General features: G+C 69.0%; 13 protein-coding genes. 12 read left to right on the top strand and 1 reads right to left on the bottom strand.

Annotated features, from left to right (window positions below; genetic code table 11):
- Window positions 1–57 precede the first annotated feature (57 nt).
- The 11 genes from typA to ACGFQC_RS06430 all read left to right on the top strand — a co-directional run bounded on the left by typA (window position 58) and on the right by ACGFQC_RS06430 (window position 14,406).
- Window positions 58–1,965, top strand: coding sequence for a translational GTPase TypA (gene typA / locus ACGFQC_RS06480; RefSeq protein ID WP_363092453.1), 1,908 nt, complete (start codon window positions 58–60; stop codon window positions 1,963–1,965).
- Window positions 1,966–2,569: 604 nt separating this feature from the next.
- Window positions 2,570–4,189 carry an ABC transporter substrate-binding protein gene (locus ACGFQC_RS06475; protein ID WP_363092454.1) on the top strand — a complete coding sequence of 540 codons (1,620 nt, stop codon included), beginning with the start codon at window positions 2,570–2,572 and terminating at the stop codon, window positions 4,187–4,189.
- Window positions 4,190–4,379: 190 nt separating this feature from the next.
- Window positions 4,380–5,309 carry an ABC transporter permease gene (locus tag ACGFQC_RS06470; protein ID WP_363092455.1) on the top strand — a complete coding sequence of 310 codons (930 nt, stop codon included), beginning with the start codon at window positions 4,380–4,382 and terminating at the stop codon, window positions 5,307–5,309.
- Entirely contained in the window at window positions 5,302–6,282 is a 981-nt protein-coding gene (locus ACGFQC_RS06465) for an ABC transporter permease (RefSeq protein WP_363092456.1), read from the top strand. The genes ACGFQC_RS06470 and ACGFQC_RS06465 overlap by 8 nt, the downstream gene beginning before the upstream one ends.
- 14 nt (window positions 6,283–6,296) lie before the next feature.
- Window positions 6,297–7,349: an ABC transporter ATP-binding protein gene (locus ACGFQC_RS06460; protein ID WP_363092457.1), complete on the top strand. Its 1,053-nt coding sequence runs from the start codon at window positions 6,297–6,299 to the stop codon at window positions 7,347–7,349.
- Window positions 7,342–8,490, top strand: coding sequence for a dipeptide ABC transporter ATP-binding protein (locus tag ACGFQC_RS06455; RefSeq protein ID WP_363092458.1), 1,149 nt, complete (start codon window positions 7,342–7,344; stop codon window positions 8,488–8,490). Before ACGFQC_RS06460 ends, ACGFQC_RS06455 begins: the two co-directional genes overlap by 8 nt.
- A gap of 234 nt (window positions 8,491–8,724) precedes the next feature.
- On the top strand, window positions 8,725–10,353 hold the full coding sequence (locus ACGFQC_RS06450; RefSeq protein WP_363092459.1) for an ABC transporter substrate-binding protein: 1,629 nt from the start codon (window positions 8,725–8,727) through the stop codon (window positions 10,351–10,353).
- Window positions 10,354–10,359: 6 nt separating this feature from the next.
- Window positions 10,360–11,283 (top strand): ABC transporter permease, encoded by a 924-nt coding sequence (locus tag ACGFQC_RS06445; protein WP_363092460.1) that lies wholly within the window; start codon window positions 10,360–10,362, stop codon window positions 11,281–11,283.
- Window positions 11,284–11,287: 4 nt separating this feature from the next.
- On the top strand, window positions 11,288–12,292 hold the full coding sequence (locus tag ACGFQC_RS06440) for an ABC transporter permease (protein WP_363092501.1): 1,005 nt from the start codon (window positions 11,288–11,290) through the stop codon (window positions 12,290–12,292).
- Window positions 12,293–12,299: 7 nt separating this feature from the next.
- A complete protein-coding gene (locus ACGFQC_RS06435) occupies window positions 12,300–13,286 on the top strand; it encodes an ABC transporter ATP-binding protein (protein WP_363092461.1) in 987 nt (328 codons plus the stop codon).
- Window positions 13,267–14,406: a dipeptide ABC transporter ATP-binding protein gene (locus tag ACGFQC_RS06430; RefSeq protein ID WP_363092462.1), complete on the top strand. Its 1,140-nt coding sequence runs from the start codon at window positions 13,267–13,269 to the stop codon at window positions 14,404–14,406. Before ACGFQC_RS06435 ends, ACGFQC_RS06430 begins: the two co-directional genes overlap by 20 nt.
- Before the next feature lie 136 nt (window positions 14,407–14,542).
- Here the strand turns inward: ACGFQC_RS06430 and ACGFQC_RS06425 are convergent, their stop codons facing one another.
- On the bottom strand, window positions 14,543–16,702 hold the full coding sequence (locus ACGFQC_RS06425; RefSeq protein WP_363092463.1) for a prolyl oligopeptidase family serine peptidase: 2,160 nt from the start codon (window positions 16,700–16,702) through the stop codon (window positions 14,543–14,545).
- Between the two features lie 178 nt (window positions 16,703–16,880).
- Between ACGFQC_RS06425 and ACGFQC_RS06420 the strand changes: the two genes are divergently transcribed.
- Window positions 16,881–17,075: a hypothetical protein gene (locus ACGFQC_RS06420; protein WP_055635483.1), complete on the top strand. Its 195-nt coding sequence runs from the start codon at window positions 16,881–16,883 to the stop codon at window positions 17,073–17,075.
- Window positions 17,076–17,095: the final 20 nt, after the last annotated feature.

The following is a 17,095-nucleotide window of genomic DNA, read 5'->3' as shown; positions in this document are numbered from 1 at the left end:
GCGTAACACAGACGTACGCAGCAGGGCCGCCCTCACACTCCGGGAGATCGCCGCTTTATGGCCACGCGCCACGACATTCGCAACGTAGCCATCGTCGCCCACGTCGACCACGGCAAGACGACTCTGGTCGATGCCATGCTCAAGCAGGCCGGCGCCTTCGCCGCGCACGCCGCAGAGTCGCTCGACGACCGCATGATGGACTCGAACGACCTGGAGCGTGAGAAGGGCATCACGATCCTCGCCAAGAACACGGCGGTGAAGTACCACCCCAAGGACGGGGGGGACGTCGTGACCATCAACATCATCGACACCCCCGGTCACGCCGACTTCGGCGGTGAGGTCGAGCGTGGTCTGTCGATGGTCGACGCCGTCGTCCTGCTGGTGGACGCCTCCGAGGGTCCGCTGCCGCAGACCCGCTTCGTGCTCCGCAAGGCGCTCCAGGCCCGCCTGCCCGTCATCCTGTGCATCAACAAGACGGACCGCCCGGACTCGCGCATCGACGAGGTCGTCAACGAGGCCTACGACCTCTTCCTCGACCTCGACGCCGACGAGGACCAGATCGAGTTCCCGATCGTCTACGCCTGCGCGCGGGACGGCGTCGCCTCGCTGACCAAGCCGGAGGACGGCACGGTCCCGAAGGACAGCGACAACCTGGAGCCCTTCTTCACCACGATCCTGTCGCACGTCCCGGCTCCGGAGTACGACGAGGAGGCTCCGCTCCAGGCGCACGTCACCAACCTGGACGCCGACAACTTCCTCGGCCGCATCGCGCTGCTGCGCGTCGAGCAGGGCGAGCTGCGCAAGGGCCAGACCGTCACCTGGATCAAGCGCGACGGCACGATGGCCAACGTGCGCATCACCGAGCTGCTGATGACCGAGGCGCTCACCCGCAAGCCCGCCGAGAAGGCCGGCCCGGGTGACATCTGCGCCGTCGCCGGCATCGCGGACATCATGATCGGTGAGACCCTCGCCGACCCCGAGAACCCGGTCGCGCTGCCGCTCATCACGGTCGACGAGCCGGCCATCTCGATGACCATCGGTACCAACACCTCGCCGCTGGTCGGCCGTGGCGGCACCGGCAAGGGCGCCGACAACAAGGCGGCGGTCAAGGACCGCAAGGTGACCGCCCGCCAGGTGAAGGACCGCCTCGACCGCGAGCTGATCGGTAACGTCAGCCTCCGTGTCCTGGACACCGAGCGCCCCGACGCCTGGGAGGTGCAGGGCCGCGGCGAGCTGGCGCTGGCCATCCTGGTCGAGCAGATGCGCCGCGAGGGCTTCGAGCTGACCATCGGCAAGCCGCAGGTCGTCACCAAGCTCGTCGACGGCAAGGTCTACGAGCCGGTCGAGCGCATGACGATCGACGTGCCCGAGGAGCACATGGGCGCCGTCACGCAGCTCATGGGCGTCCGCAAGGGCCGGATGGACAACATGTCCAACCACGGCTCCGGCTGGGTCCGCATGGAGTTCGTGGTCCCCTCCCGCGGCCTCATCGGCTTCCGCACCGAGTTCCTGACGGGCACGCGCGGCACGGGCATCGCCCACTCCATCCACGAGGGCCACGAGCCGTGGTTCGGCACGCTGACGACCCGCAACAACGGCTCGCTGGTCGCCGACCGCGCCGGTGCCGTCACCGCGTTCGCGATGACGAACCTCCAGGAGCGCGGCGTGCTGTTCACCGAGCCCGGCACCGAGGTGTACGAGGGCATGATCGTCGGCGAGAACTCGCGCGCCGACGACATGGACGTGAACATCACGAAGGAGAAGAAGCTCACGAACATGCGGTCCTCCTCGGCCGACTCGTTCGAGGCGATCGTCCCGCCGCGCAAGCTGTCGCTGGAGCAGTCGCTGGAGTTCTGCCGCGACGACGAGTGCGTCGAGGTGACCCCGGAGGCGGTTCGCATCCGCAAGGTCGTCCTCGACCAGCGTGACCGCGCCCGCACCGCGAGCCGCGCCAAGCACGGCTGACCGGCCGACCGGCCGACCGGGCCGGGCACCCCGCACTCGTGCGGGGTGCCCGGCCCGCGCGTTTTCCCGGCGCGCCCGCGGGAGCGAGGGCCACGTAGGGAAAACCCTCGGACTTGTCCCGGCGCCGCACGACACGCCGGTTTCCTACTAATGTGCTGTGTGGGTGGACGTTCCGTGCGTCTTGTGGCATCACCGGCCGACCGTCTCCAACTGACACGGCATCAGGCAGATCCGGCGCCTCAGCAGACTCCGGCGGAGTTTGCAAGTGATTTTTTCCACCCTTGCGTCCGGAATGCGGACACTCGACCCCGATAGATGTGTAACAAGTCCGTTTCGCAGGGATCTTTCTGCAAACTGTTTGTCCGGATTTTGGAAGAAGTGCACGTCAGGTGTGATCGAACCGAGACCTCAGGGGTGTGGTTCGGCCACCGCGCATGGCAGATAGTTAGGCGCGTAGAGCTCGGGTCGACGGAGCACGCGCAGTGTGGCGCAGTGTGGCTCCGACTCACGAGCGGGGGGCGCACACCAACTCGGTCGCCGGCAGCGGCGGACCTTCGTGTGCCCCCGAGCGGTGAACCAATGGACTCTCTCAGAGGAGGAACCCATGCGCGGTGCGAAAAGCTCCAAGTGGGTCGCGATAGCCGCGGTTGTGGCGCTGGGCGCGACCGCCTGTGGTGGCAGCGATGACAAGGACGACGAGGGGAAGGGCTCGAGCTCGAGCCGGTACGTCTCCATCAACGTCGGTGAGCCGCAGAAGGGCATCATTCCTTCTGACACCAACGAGTCCAATGGTGGCTACATCCTCGACGCCCTGTTCGCCGGTCTGCTGACCTTTGACGAGAAGGGCGGTATCGAGTACCTGAACGCCGAGTCCATCAAGTCCGAGGACTCCAAGACCTGGACCGTCAAGCTCAAGAGCGGCTGGAAGTTCCACGACGGCACCCCCGTCACGGCCAAGTCGTACGTGGACGCCTGGAACTGGTCCGCCAACGTCGACAACGCCCAGCAGAACTCCTTCTGGTTCGCGGACATCGTCGGCTACGAGGACGTCCACCCGGCGAAGGAGGGCGCCAAGCCCACCGCCAAGACGATGTCCGGTCTGAAGGTCGTGGACGACACCACCTTCACCATCGAGACCACGTCGGCCCTGCCGTACTTCGAGTACAAGCTCGGCTACTCGACCTTCGCCCCCCTGCCCGAGTCCTTCTTCAAGGACCCGAAGGCGTTCGCGGAGAAGCCGGTCGGCAACGGCCCGTACCAGTTCGAGAAGTGGGAGCACAACAAGCTCTTCCAGGTCAAGGCGTACGCCGACTACAAGGGCGCCAACAAGGCGAAGAACGCCGGCGTCCAGTACAAGGCCTACTCCACGCCCGAGGCCGCCTACCAGGACCTGCTCTCCGGCAACCTGGACATCATCGACCAGGTCGGCCCGACGGACCTGTCCAAGTACGAGCAGGACCTCGGCGACCGCGCCATCGCCAAGCCGTACGCGGGCATCCAGACGCTCGTGCCGGCCTTCTACTCGAAGACGTTCAAGGGCGTCGACGTGAAGGTCATCCAGGGTCTGTCGATGGCGATCGACCGCGACACGATCACCAAGACCGTGCTGCAGGGCACCCGCACCCCGGCCGACGGCTGGGTGGCGCCGGGCGCGCAGGGCAAGCAGGACCTGGGCACCGACGTCTTCACCTACAACCCGGCCAAGGCCAAGCAGCTCATCAAGGAGGGCGGCGGGGTCCCGGGCAACAAGGTCTACATCCAGTACAACACCGACGGCGGTCACGCCGAGTGGGTCACCGCGGTCTGCAACTCCATCACCAAGGCGACCGGTGTGGCATGCGCGGGCGACGCCAAGGCCGACTTCGCCACCGACCTCGAGGCGCGTGACAACAACCAGGTCAAGTCGATGTACCGGGGTGGCTGGCTGGGCGACTACCCGCTCAACGGCAACTTCCTGAAGGAGCTGTACCACTCCAAGGCCGAGTCCAACAACGGTAAGTTCTCCAACAAGGCCGTCGACGACGCCATGACCAAGGCCGACGCCTCCACGGACCTCGCCTCCTACGTCAAGGCCTACCAGCAGATCGAGAAGGACCTGCTGAACACCATGCCGTCCATCCCGCTGTGGTTCTACGAGATGAACGGTGGCTACGGCGAGAAGGTCGACGGCGTCGACATCGACTGGCACGGCCAGTACAAGCTGTACGACGTCACCGCCAAGTGACGTACGCCACACGGCTTGTCCGGTACGACAGCCTGTCCTGACGGCCCCGGTCCACGCACCGCGCGGCGTCGCCCAGTACGACCGTCCGGCGCGCAGGGCCCACCCGGGCCCTGCGCGCCGGACGTGTGGGACTCACCTCCCGGTGCTCCGGAGGATCCCGCGATTCAACCCCCCGACCATGGAGGCACCCATGGGGCACTATGTCGCCAGACGACTGCTCCAGATGATCCCCGTCTTCATCGGGTCCACCGCTCTGGTGTTCCTGATGATGTACGCGCTGCCCGGCGACCCCGTGCGCGCTCTCGCCGGCGAACAGTACTCGGACCCCGTACAGATCGCCCGCCTGAAGGCCGAACTCGGTCTGGACAAACCGCTCTGGGTCCAGTACTGGGACTATCTGGCCGGTCTGGTGCAAGGTGACTTCGGCCGGCAGATCGCCTCCGGACGCGAGGTCTCCGACGTGATCGCCGAGGCCTGGCCGGTCACCGTCCAGCTCGCCCTGTTCGCCACGGTGTTCACCACGGTCATCGGCATCGTCCTGGGTGTGATCGCCGGTCTGCGCCCCAACAGCGTCCGCGACCGCGTCCTGCTGTTCATCACCCTGGTGCTGGTCTCGGTGCCCTCCTTCGTGCTCGGCCGCCTGGCCCAGTACTTCTTCGCGTTCCAGCTCGACCTCATCGAACCGAACGTGTCCCTAGAGGCGAACATGAACGAGCTGCTGCTGCCGGCAGCCGTCCTCGGCGCGCTGTCGCTGGCCTACGTGGCCCGCCTCACCCGCACGTCGGTCGCCGAGAACCTGCGCTCGGACTACATCCGCACCGCCGTCGCCAAGGGCCTGCCCCGGCGCCGCATCGTCGGCGTGCACCTCCTGCGCAACTCGCTGATCCCCGTCGTCACCTTCCTCGGGACCGACCTCGGCACGCTCATGGCGGGCGCCGTGGTCACCGAGGGCATCTTCAACATCAAGGGCATCGGCAGCCTGATCTTCCAGGCCCTCGGCCACCGCGAGGGGTCGACGGTCGTGGGCGTGGTCAGCCTCATCGTCATCGTCTACCTGTTCTGCAGCCTGCTCGTCGACCTGCTGTACGCGGTCCTGGACCCGAGGATCCGGTATGCCTGAGAAGACCGCGATAGACAACGAGGCCGTCCGCGCGGACGACGCGACGGCCCTGGCCGCCACCTCCGGTGCGGTCGACGGCACCGACGCCGGCACCGGCACCGGCGCGGAGAAGCCCCGCAGCCTGTGGTCCGACGCCTGGCACGACCTGCGCCGCAGCCCTCTGTTCCTGGCGTCGTCGGTGCTGATCCTGCTGCTGGTGACGATGGCCGTGTTCCCCGGCCTGTTCACCGACGGCTCGCCCACCGAGGCGGACCTCGCCAACAACTACCTCTCGCCGCCCAACTGGTCCCACTTCCTGCAGCCCGACTGGTTCGGCTACGACATCCAGGGCCGCTCGGTGTGGACCCGCATGGTCTACGGCACCCGCGCCTCCCTCATCGTCAGCGTCGTCGTCACCGTGATCGTGACGCTCGTGGGAAGCGTCCTGGGCATGATCGCCGGCTACTTCGGCGGTGTCTGGGACTCCCTCCTGTCCCGGCTGACCGACATCTTCTTCGGCATCCCGTTCCTGCTCGGCGCCATGGTCATCCTGACCAGCTTCGAGAAGCGCAGCGTCTGGGTCGTCATCCTCGCGATCGCCTTCCTGGGCTGGACCACCATCGCCCGCGTCGCCCGCGGCGCGGTCATCGGCGTGAAGCAGGCGGACTACGTCGTCGCGGCCAAGGCCCTCGGCGCCTCCACGACCCGGATCCTGCTGCGGCACATCCTGCCCAACGCGCTGGCCCCCATCATCGTCGTCGCCACCATCTCGCTCGGCGGCTACATCGGCGCGGAGGCCACGCTGTCGTTCCTCGGCGTGGGTCTGAGCGAACCGGTGGTCTCGTGGGGTGTGGACATCTCGCGCGGCTTCCAGTCGATCCGCAACGCACCGTACGTACTGATCATGCCGTCCGTGCTGGTCTCCGTCACGGTGCTCTCGTTCCTCATGTTCGGCGATGCGGTGCGCAACGCCCTCGACCCGAAGCTGCGCTGAGGGAGGCGTACACGATGACTCTCATCGACGAAGCACCCATGGTGCCCCGCGAGGAAGGACCCGACGGCACTCCGCTGCTCGAAGTCCGCGACCTCCACGTGGAGTTCCACACCCGTGACGGAGTGGCCAAGGCGGTCAACGGTGTCGACTACACCGTGAACGCCGGCGAGACGCTCGCCGTGCTCGGCGAGTCCGGCTCCGGCAAGTCCGTCACCGCCCAGGCCATCATGGGCATCCTCGACATGCCTCCCGGCCGCATCCCCAAGGGCGAGATCCTGTTCCGCGGACAGGACATGCTGAAGATGTCGGGCGAGGAGCGGCGCAGGATCCGGGGCGCGAAGATCGCCATGATCTTCCAGGACGCGCTGTCGTCCCTGAACCCGGTCTACACCGTCGGCTACCAGCTCGGCGAGATGTTCCGCGTCCACCAGGGCATGTCCAAGAAGGACGCCAAGGCCAAGGCGATCGAGCTGATGGACCGGGTGAAGATCCCGGCCGCCGCGGCCCGGGTCGACGACTACCCGCACCAGTTCTCCGGCGGCATGCGCCAGCGCATCATGATCGCCATGGCGCTGGCCCTGGAGCCGGACCTGATCATCGCCGACGAGCCCACCACGGCCCTCGACGTGACCGTGCAGGCACAGGTGATGGACCTGCTCGCGGAGCTCCAGCGCGAGTACCACATGGGCCTGATCCTGATCACCCACGACCTCGGCGTGGTCGCCGACGTCGCGGACAAGATCGCCGTGATGTACGCGGGCCGGATCGTGGAGCGCGCCCCGGTCCACGAGCTCTACAAGCGGCCGGCGCACCCCTACACCCGCGGTCTGCTGGACTCGATCCCGCGCCTGGACCACAAGGGCCAGGAGCTGTACGCGATCAAGGGCCTGCCGCCCAACCTGCTGCGCATGCCGAGCGGTTGCGCCTTCAACCCGCGCTGCCCCAAGGCGCAGGACATCTGCCGCGAGCAGGTCCCGGCGCTGCTGCCGGTCACCGAACCGGACGGCGCCGAACTGGCCGGCCGCGGCTCGGCGTGCCACTTCTGGAAGGAGACGATCCATGGCTGAGCTCAGCAAGAACGACGAGCGGCGGGACGCCACGACGGACGTCTCCGGGACGCGGGCCGAGGGCGTCCGCACCGGGCCGGAGGCGGTCGCCGCGACCGTCGCGCCCGTCGACCGCGGCGAGCCGCTCCTGCAGGTGCGCGACCTGCAGAAGCACTTCCCGCTCACCCAGGGCATCCTGCTCAAGAAGCAGGTCGGCGCGGTCAAGGCCGTCGACGGCATCTCCTTCGAGCTGTTCCAGGGCGAGACGCTGGGCATCGTGGGCGAGTCCGGCTGCGGCAAGTCGACGGTGGCCAAGCTCCTGATGAACCTGGAGCGCGCCACGGCCGGCGAGATCCTCTACAAGGGCCAGGACATCTCCAAGCTGTCCGGACGGGCCCTCAAGGCGGTGCGCCGCAACATCCAGATGGTCTTCCAGGACCCGTACACCTCCCTCAACCCCCGCATGACGGTGGGCGACATCATCGGGGAGCCCTTCGACATCCACCCCGAGGTGGCGCCCAAGGGCGACCGGCGCCGCAAGGTCCAGGAGCTGCTGGACGTCGTCGGCCTGAACCCGGAGTACATCAACCGCTACCCGCACCAGTTCTCCGGCGGCCAGCGCCAGCGCATCGGCATCGCCCGCGGCCTGGCCCTGAACCCCGAGATCATCATCTGCGACGAGCCGGTGTCCGCCCTGGACGTGTCCGTCCAGGCGCAGGTCATCAACCTGATGGAGCGACTGCAGGACGAGTTCGACCTCTCCTACATCTTCATCGCGCACGACCTGTCGATCGTCCGGCACATCTCGGACCGCGTGGGCGTGATGTACCTCGGCAAGATGGCCGAGATCGGCACCGACGAGCAGATCTACGACCACCCGACCCACCCGTACACCCAGGCGCTGCTCTCGGCGGTCCCGGTCCCCGACCCGGACGCCCGCGAGAACCGCGAGCGCATCATCCTCACCGGCGACGTCCCGTCCCCGGCCAACCCGCCGTCGGGCTGCCGCTTCCGCACCCGTTGCTGGAAGGCGCAGGACAAGTGCGCCGAGGAGGTGCCGCTCCTCGCGGTCCCCGAGCAGTTCCGGGGCTCGGACTCCCCGGCGGCCCACGAGTCGGCCTGCCACTTCGCGGAGGAGAAGGACGTCGTGCACGCGGCGTAGCCTCCTCGCGTCCTCTCCCGCCGGTTCCCGGCACCCGAGCACCCGGGTGCCGGGAACCGGCGTTTCCGGCACCGGTGCCCGCGCCGCGGACCCTCGAACGGGTGGTCCGTCCCGCGTACGGGGGTGCCTGCTGTGCGATGTGTCTGGTATATGGCGATATTTACCGTTGAAGGGTCGCTGTACAGGTACCGACGGCACGGCGTCCGGGAACGGCGCGGTCAAGAGGAGGCATCCATGCGTGGAGCCACGCACGCCAGGTGGGCCGCATGCGCGGCGGCCGTAGCCCTCACGGCGACGGCCTGCGGGGGCGGCGGCGACAGCGGGGGCGACACCGGCGCGGTGCTCAGCTCCTCGTGGGGTGACCCGCAGAACCCGCTGGAGCCGGCCAACACCAACGAGGTGCAGGGCGGCAAGGTCCTCGACATGATCTTCCGGAGCCTGAAGAGGTACGACCCGGAGACCGGCGAGGCCGAGGACATGCTCGCCGAGAAGATCGAGACCGCGGACTCGCAGAACTTCACCGTCACGGTCAAGGACGGCTGGACCTTCAGCAACGGCGAGAAGGTCACCGCCAAGTCCTTCGTGGACGCCTGGAACTACGGCGCCAGCCTGAAGAACAACCAGAAGAACGCCTACTTCTTCGGCTACATCGAGGGCTACGACAAGACGCACCCCGAGGACGGGAGCAAGCAGAGCGCCGACACCCTCTCGGGGCTGAAGGTCGTCGACGACAGGACCTTCACCGTCAAGCTCAACCAGAAGTTCTCCACCTTCCCCGACGTCCTCGGCTACCCCGCCTACGCCCCCCTGCCCCAGGCCTTCTTCACCGACCACGCGGGCTGGCTGGCCAAGCCGGTCGGCAACGGGCCCTACGCCGTCGACTCCTACGCCAAGGGCTCCCGGATGAGCCTGCGCAAGTGGGAGGACTACCCCGGCGACGACGCCGCGCAGAACGGCGGCGTGGACCTGAAGGTCTACACCGACAACAACACCGCCTACACCGACCTGCTGGCCGGCAACCTCGACCTGGTCGACGACGTGCCCGCGGCCCAGCTCAAGAACGTCAAGAACGACCTGGGCGACCGCTACCTCAACACCCCCGCCGGCATCCTCCAGACCCTCGCCTTCCCCTTCTACGACCCGAACTGGAACAAGAGCGGCTCGGACAAGGTCCGCACCGGCCTGTCCCGGGCCATCGACCGCGAGCAGATCACCGAGACGATCTTCCAGAAGACCCGCACCCCCGCCACCGACTGGACCTCCCCGGTGCTCGGCGAGGACGGCGGCTTCAAGGAGGGCCTGTGCGGGGACGCCTGCGACTACGACCCGGCCGCGGCCAAGAAGCTCATCCAGGAGGGCGGCGGCCTCCCCGGCGGCCAGGTCAAGATCACGTACAACGCGGACACCGGCTCCCACAAGCAGTGGGTCGACGCCGTCTGCAACTCCATCAACAACGCCCTCGGCAACGACAAGGCCTGCGTCGGCAACCCCGTCGGCACCTTCGCCGACTTCCGCAGCCAGATCGGCGACCGCAAGATGGCCGGACCGTTCCGGGCGGGCTGGCAGATGGACTACCCCCTCATCCAGAACTTCCTCCAGCCGCTCTACTACACCAACGCCTCCTCCAACGACGGCAAGTGGTCGAACAAGGAGTTCGACGACCTCGTGAACAAGGCCAACGCCGAGACCGACACCGCCAAGGCCGTCGAGACGTTCCAGCAGGCCGAGGAGGTCGTCCGGGACAACATGGCCGCCATCCCGCTGTGGTACCAGAACGGCAGCGCCGGCTACTCGGAGCGCCTCTCCGGCGTCAAGCTCAACCCGTTCTCCGTCCCGGTCTACAACGAGATCAAGGTCAGCTGACCCGCCATGGGGCGGTACGTGATCCGGCGCCTCCTCCAGATGATCCCGGTGTTCGTCGGAGCCACCCTGCTGATCTTCCTGATGGTCAACGTGATGGGCGACCCCATCGCGGGCCTGTGCGGCGACCGGCAGTGCGACCCCGCCACCGCCGCCCAGCTGAAGAAGGAGTTCGGCCTCGACAAGCCGGTCTGGCAGCAGTACCTGACCTACATGGGGAACGTCTTCACCGGTGACTTCGGGACGGCGTTCAACGGCCAGCCGGTGACCGAGCTGATGGCCTCGGCGTTCCCCGTCACCATCCGGCTGACGATCGTCGCGATCCTCTTCGAGATCGTCATCGGCATCACCCTCGGAGTCGTCACCGGCCTGCGCCGCGGCCGCCCCGTCGACACCGGCGTCCTGCTCGTCACCCTCGTCGTGATCTCCGTCCCCACCTTCGTCACCGGCCTGCTGCTCCAGCTGCTGCTCGGCGTCGAGTGGGGCTGGATCAAACCGTCGGTGTCGCCGGACGCCACGTTCGACGAACTGATCGTGCCGGGCCTGGTGCTGGCGAGCGTCTCCCTGGCCTACGTCACCCGCCTGACCCGCACCTCCATCGCGGAGAACAAGCGGTCCGACTACGTCCGCACGGCCGTCGCCAAGGGCCTGCCCAGGCGCCGCGTCGTCACCCGCCACCTGCTGCGCAACTCGCTCATCCCGGTCGTCACCTTCATCGGCACCGACATCGGCGCCCTGATGGGCGGCGCGATCGTCACCGAGCGCATCTTCAACATCCACGGCGTCGGCTTCCAGCTCTACCAGGGCATCCTCCGCCAGAACACCCAGACCGTCGTCGGCTTCGTGACCGTCCTCGTCCTGGTCTTCCTGGTGGCCAACCTGCTCGTCGACCTCCTGTACGCCGTACTCGACCCGAGGATCCGCTATGCCTGAACCGATGCCGCCGGAGCCCCGCCCTCCCTCCGGCGGGGGCCGCGTCCCGGAGGAGGACGGCGCCGTCGCCGCGACGGGCATGGGCGGCGCGATGGACCTCGCCACCTCCGAGGGCGAGACCCTGGAGAAGGCACCCGGCCCGGACGGCACCGGCCCCGCCGAGAAGGCCCGCTCCCTGTGGTCCGACGCCTGGCGCGACCTGCGCCGCAACCCGGTCTTCCTCATCTCCGCCCTGGTCATCCTCTTCCTGGTGTTCATCTCCCTGTGGCCCTCGGCGATCGCCTCCGGCTCCCCCCTCACCTGCGACCTCGCCAAGGCCCAGGAGGGCTCCCGGCAGGGCGCCCCGTTCGGCTACGACGGCCAGGGCTGCAACGTGTACACCCGCACCGTCTACGGCGCCCGTACGTCCGTCACGGTCGGTGTCCTGGCCACGCTCGGCGTCGCCCTGTTCGGCAGCGTCCTGGGCGGGCTCGCCGGCTTCTTCGGCGGGACGTGGGACTCGTTCCTGTCCCGGATCACCGACATCTTCTTCGCGATCCCGGTCGTCCTCGGCGGCCTGGTGCTGCTCTCCGTGGTGACCAGCAACACCGTCTGGCCCGTCATCGGGTTCATGGTGCTGCTCGGCTGGCCGCAGATCTCCCGCATCGCCCGCGGCTCGGTCATCACCGCCAAGCAGAACGACTACGTCCAGGCCGCGCGGGCGCTCGGTGCCTCCAACTCCCGCATGCTGCTGCGGCACATCACGCCCAACGCCGTCGCCCCCGTGATCGTCGTCGCCACCATCGCGCTCGGCACGTACATCGCCCTGGAGGCGACCCTGTCCTACCTCGGCGTCGGCCTGAAGCCGCCGACCGTCTCCTGGGGCATCGACATCTCCGCCGCCTCGCCGTACATCCGCAACGCCCCGCACGCCCTGCTGTGGCCCTCCGGCGCCCTGGCGCTCACCGTGCTGGCGTTCATCATGCTCGGCGACGCGGTGCGCGACGCCCTCGACCCGAAGCTGAGGTGACGTCCCGATGCTGCTCGAAGTGCGCGACCTGCACGTGGAGTTCCGCACCCGCGACGGGATCGCCAAGGCCGTCAACGGCGTCACCTACGGCGTCGACGCGGGCGAGACCCTCGCCGTGCTGGGGGAGTCCGGCTCCGGCAAGTCCGTCACCGCCCAGGCCGTCATGGGCATCCTGGACGTCCCGCCCGGCCGGATCACCGGAGGGGAGATCCTCTTCCAGGACCGGGACCTGCTGACCCTCAAGGAGGAGGAGCGCCGCAAGGTCCGGGGCGCCGGGATGGCGATGATCTTCCAGGACGCGCTGTCCTCGCTCAACCCCGTGCTCTCCGTGGGCGACCAGCTCGGCGAGATGTTCGTCGTGCACCGCGGCATGTCGAAGAAGGACGCCCGCGCCAAGGCCGTCGAACTGATGGACCGGGTCCGCATCCCGGCGGCGGGGGAACGGGTCCGCCAGTACCCCCACCAGTTCTCCGGCGGCATGCGCCAGCGCATCATGATCGCGATGGCGATGGCCCTGGAACCCGCGCTGATCATCGCGGACGAGCCGACCACCGCCCTCGACGTCACCGTCCAGGCCCAGGTCATGGACCTGCTCGCCGAGCTGCAGCGCGAACTGCGCATGGGGCTCATCCTGATCACCCACGACCTCGGCGTGGTCGCCGACGTCGCCGACCGCATCGCCGTGATGTACGCGGGCCGGATCGTGGAGTCGGCACCCGTCCACGACATCTACAAGGCGCCCGCCCACCCCTACACCCGCGGCCTGCTCGACTCCATCCCGCGCCTGGACCAGAAGGGCCGGGAGCTGTACGCCATCAAGGGCCTGCCGCCCAACCTCATGCACATCCCGCCGGGCTGCGCCTTCCACCCGCGCTGCCCCATGGCCCAGGACGTGTGCCGCACCGACGAGCCGCCGCTGTACGAGGTGGACGGGGAGCGCGGCAGCGCCTGCCACTTCTGGAGGGAGTGCCTGCATGGCCAGTACCCCGGCTGACCCGGCCGCCCCGGTCCCCGCGCCGGTCCCCGCGCCGGTCCCCGCGCCGGCCGAGCCGATCCTCGAGGTGACCGGGCTCGTCAAGCACTACCCGCTCACGCAGGGCATCCTCTTCAAGAAGCAGGTCGGCGCGGTCAAGGCCGTCGACGGCGTCGACTTCACCCTCCGCCGCGGCGAGACCCTCGGCATCGTGGGGGAGTCCGGCTGCGGCAAGTCCACGGTCGCCAAGATGCTGGTCAACCTGGAGAGGCCGACGGGCGGGACGATCCGCTACAAGGGCGACGACATCACCCGGCTGTCGGGGAAGGCCCTCAGAGCGGTGCGCCGCAACATCCAGATGGTCTTCCAGGACCCGTACACCTCCCTCAACCCCCGCATGACGGTGGGCGACATCATCGGGGAGCCGTACGAGATCCACCCCGAGGTGGCACCCAAGGGCGACCGGCGCCGCAAGGTCCAGGACCTGCTGGACGTGGTCGGCCTCAACCCCGAGTACATCAACCGCTACCCGCACCAGTTCTCCGGCGGCCAGCGCCAGCGCATCGGCATCGCGCGGGGGCTCGCCCTGCGCCCCGAGGTGATCGTCGCCGACGAGCCGGTGTCCGCGCTCGACGTGTCCGTGCAGGCGCAGGTCATCAACCTGCTGGCGAGCCTGCAGAGCGAGTTCGACCTCTCGTACGTCTTCATCGCGCACGACCTGTCGATCGTCCGGCACATCTCCGACCGGGTCGGGGTGATGTACCTCGGCCGGATCGTGGAGACCGGCCGCGACGCCGAGATCTACGACCACCCCACCCACCCGTACACCCAGGCGCTGCTCTCCGCGGTGCCCGTGCCGGACCCGGAGGCGCGCGAGCGCCGGGAGCGGATCATCCTCTCCGGGGACGTGCCCTCGCCGACGAACATCCCCTCCGGCTGCCGCTTCCGCACCCGCTGCTGGAAGGCGCGGGAGCGGTGCGCCGTGGAGGTGCCGGCCCTCGCCGTCCCGGCGGAGTTCCGTCACACCGGCGGCCCCGCGGCCCACGACTCCGCCTGCCACTTCGCGGAGGAGAAGCAGGTGGTGCCGCCCGAGGAGCCCCGGGGAGATCAGGGAAAAGAGGGGCCACGGGGGCACATGTGAGCCGTAATCCCGTTAACACGCAGGCAACTCGGCCGACGCGATTCCGATATACGGACGCGTCAGGCTGAACAGCGTACGGCCGTGCGGGTGCCGTAAGCGGGCCGGGAGCGCCATGTCTCCCGGCCCGCTGCCGTGTCTACGCCAGGCCCAGGGAGCGCCGCAGGAAGTCCAGCTGGAGGCGGAGCAGGTTCTCGGCGACCGTCTCCTGGGGGGTCATGTGCGTCACGCCGGCCAGCGGCAGGACCTCGTGCGGGCGGCCGGCGGCGAGCAGGGCCGAGGAGAGCCGCAGGGAGTGGGCGACCACCACGTTGTCGTCGGCGAGGCCGTGGATGATCATCATCGGGCGGGCCGGTTCGGCGGGGTCGACCAGTCCCGCGTCGTCCACCAGTGAGTTCCGCCGGTAGACCTCCGGGTGCCGCTCGGGGTGTCCGAGGTAGCGCTCCTGGTAGTGGGTGTCGTACAGGCGCAGGTCGGTGACCGGGGCGCCGACCACCGCCGCGTGGAACACGTCCGGGCGGCGCAGCACCGCGAGGGCCGCCAGGTAGCCGCCGAAGGACCAGCCGCGGACGGCGACCCGGCCCAGGTCGAGCGGGAAGTCGGCGGCGAGCGCCTGGAGGGCGTCGACCTGGTCCTGGAGCACGACGGCCGCCAGATCGTCCCTGATCGCCTTCTCCCAGGCCGGTGAGCGCCCCGGCGTGCCCCGCCCGTCGGCGACGACCACCGCGAACCCCTGGTCGGCGAACCACTGCGAGGTGAGGTGGGCGTCGTGCGCGGCGAGCACCCGGGACCCGTGCGGGCCGCCATAGGGGTCCAGCAGGACCGGGAGCGAGGTGTCACCGGGGTAGTCCGTAGGCATAAGCACGGCGCACGGAATCCGTCGTGCGCCCCCCTGGGTGAGGGTCACGCGGGGAGAGAGGCCGGGATCCTCCGCGTACGACCGGACGGTTACCGCCGGCGCCCGCCCTCCGGCCGGCGAGCCCCCCGCCTCCCTCCGGTCGCCGCCGCGCAGCACCCGCACCCGGCTCCCGGGCCGGTCCAGGGTCGCCGAGACCAGGACGGTCACGCCCCCGGCCCGCACCGCCGAGTGCACGCCGGGCTCGTCGGACACGCGCTCCACACCGAGTTCGTTGACGCGGTAGACGTGCACCTCGCCGATCTCGGGGCGCTCCGCGGACTCCCCGGCCGAGGCCGAGACCAGCACGTCGTCGGCCGTCACGTCCAATACCGCGCGGACGTGCAACTGGCCGTTGGTCAGCGGACGTTCACCGACCGCGAGGACCCGGGCGCCGCCCTCGTCGGCGATGCGCACCAGCTGCCCGGAGGGGCTCCAGCAGGGCACCCCGGGGAAAAGATCAAGCCAAATCGGATCCTCGTCGGCGTGCACCATCCGGGTCGACCCGGAGGCGGTGTCGACCGCCAGGTACAGCTGACTGCGCTGGTCGCGCGCCTGTACGAGCAGCAGCGGGGCACCCGCCGCTGACCAGTGCACTCGCGCCAGATAGGGGTGGCGCGCCCGGTCCCAGACGACCTCCGTGCGCACCCCGTCGAGGTCGAGCAGGAAGAGCCGCACGTCGGCGTTGGCCGTCCCGGCAGCCGGATACGGGACGTGTTGTGGGTCACGTTTCGGCTGGGCCGGATCGGAGATCCACCACCGCTCCACCGGCGTGTCGTCCACCCTCGCCACCAGCAGCCGGTCGGACTCCGGACCCCACCAGAACCCCCGCGAACGGCCCATTTCCTCCGCCGCGATGAACTCGGCCAATCCGTACGAAACCCCCTCCGACTCCGGCTCGGCGAGCGCCACGTCGCCCTCACCCTCGGCTCCCACGACCCGCAGGGCGCCCCGCGCGACGTACGCGACGAGCCGCCCGTCGGGGGAGGGGCGGGGGTCGATCACCGGCCCGGGAGTGCGGATCCCGCGCGCCGTGCCGGCCCGCAGCTCCGCCGTGAAAAGCCGCCCTGACAAGGTGAAAGACACCAGCTCGACGGCCGCGTCGGTGGCGTACCCGACGATCCCGGCGCCCCCCTCGCGGCTGCGCTCGCGGCGCGCCCGCTCCTCGGGCGAGAGGGCTTCCGGGGCGCCGCCGAGGAGGGCGCGCGGGTCCGCGGCCACGCGCTCCTGGCCGTCCGCCGGGTCGAGGACCCACAGCGCGCTGCTGCGGTCGTCACCGGCCGGGGAACGCAGGAACACGACACGGGAGCCGTCGGGCGCCACCGTGAACGAACGCGGCGCGCCGAGCGTGAACCGCTGGGTCCGGGCGTGCCGGCGGGGGAAGGAGTCGGACTCGGTCGTCATGCCCCGACCATATTGGCCATGCGCCCCCTTGTGCGGCTGTGCGCCGAGAGATGCGCACGCACCCACAGTTATGATCACTAGCGCTGTGTGGGTATGAACCTGCTGGCTGATGTATGGATTTACAGGTTCCCTAGCTTTGTCGTCCCCCACGTAACCGGGTACTTGGAGGTGAGCCGCCGTGGCACTCTCGATTTCGGCGGTGGTGCTGCTGGCGATCATCGTCTTCTTGTTGATCAAGAAGTCAGGACTGAAGGGCGGTCACGCGGTTGTCTGCATGCTGCTCGGCTTCTACCTCGCCTCCTCCACGATGGCGGGGACGATCAACGACCTGACGACGAGCGTCGCGAGCATGATCGGGAGCATCAAGTTCTGACCGGCGCGACCCCGCGTCCG

Source organism: Streptomyces sp. NPDC048734 (genome assembly GCF_043198675.1).
In the GTDB taxonomy this organism is placed as follows: Bacteria; Actinomycetota; Actinomycetes; order Streptomycetales; family Streptomycetaceae; genus Streptomyces.
The sequence above is the reverse complement of the archived record's forward strand: the minus strand, read 5'-3'. Positions and strand labels throughout refer to the sequence as shown.

Excerpts from the sequence above, each read along its gene's own strand:
- ACGFQC_RS06470 (WP_363092455.1), top strand. The coding sequence starts at position 4,380 with ATGGGGCACTATGTCGCCAGACGACTGCTCCAGATGATCCCCGTCTTC.
- ACGFQC_RS06460 (WP_363092457.1), top strand. The coding sequence starts at position 6,297 with ATGACTCTCATCGACGAAGCACCCATGGTGCCCCGCGAGGAAGGACCC.
- ACGFQC_RS06475 (WP_363092454.1), top strand. The coding sequence starts at position 2,570 with ATGCGCGGTGCGAAAAGCTCCAAGTGGGTCGCGATAGCCGCGGTTGTG.
- ACGFQC_RS06455 (WP_363092458.1), top strand. The coding sequence starts at position 7,342 with ATGGCTGAGCTCAGCAAGAACGACGAGCGGCGGGACGCCACGACGGAC.
- ACGFQC_RS06430 (WP_363092462.1), top strand. The coding sequence starts at position 13,267 with ATGGCCAGTACCCCGGCTGACCCGGCCGCCCCGGTCCCCGCGCCGGTC.
- typA (WP_363092453.1), top strand. The coding sequence starts at position 58 with ATGGCCACGCGCCACGACATTCGCAACGTAGCCATCGTCGCCCACGTC.
- ACGFQC_RS06440 (WP_363092501.1), top strand. The coding sequence starts at position 11,288 with ATGCCGCCGGAGCCCCGCCCTCCCTCCGGCGGGGGCCGCGTCCCGGAG.
- ACGFQC_RS06465 (WP_363092456.1), top strand. The coding sequence starts at position 5,302 with ATGCCTGAGAAGACCGCGATAGACAACGAGGCCGTCCGCGCGGACGAC.
- ACGFQC_RS06445 (WP_363092460.1), top strand. The coding sequence starts at position 10,360 with ATGGGGCGGTACGTGATCCGGCGCCTCCTCCAGATGATCCCGGTGTTC.
- ACGFQC_RS06435 (WP_363092461.1), top strand. The coding sequence starts at position 12,300 with ATGCTGCTCGAAGTGCGCGACCTGCACGTGGAGTTCCGCACCCGCGAC.
- ACGFQC_RS06450 (WP_363092459.1), top strand. The coding sequence starts at position 8,725 with ATGCGTGGAGCCACGCACGCCAGGTGGGCCGCATGCGCGGCGGCCGTA.
- ACGFQC_RS06425 (WP_363092463.1), bottom strand. The coding sequence starts at position 16,702 with ATGACGACCGAGTCCGACTCCTTCCCCCGCCGGCACGCCCGGACCCAG.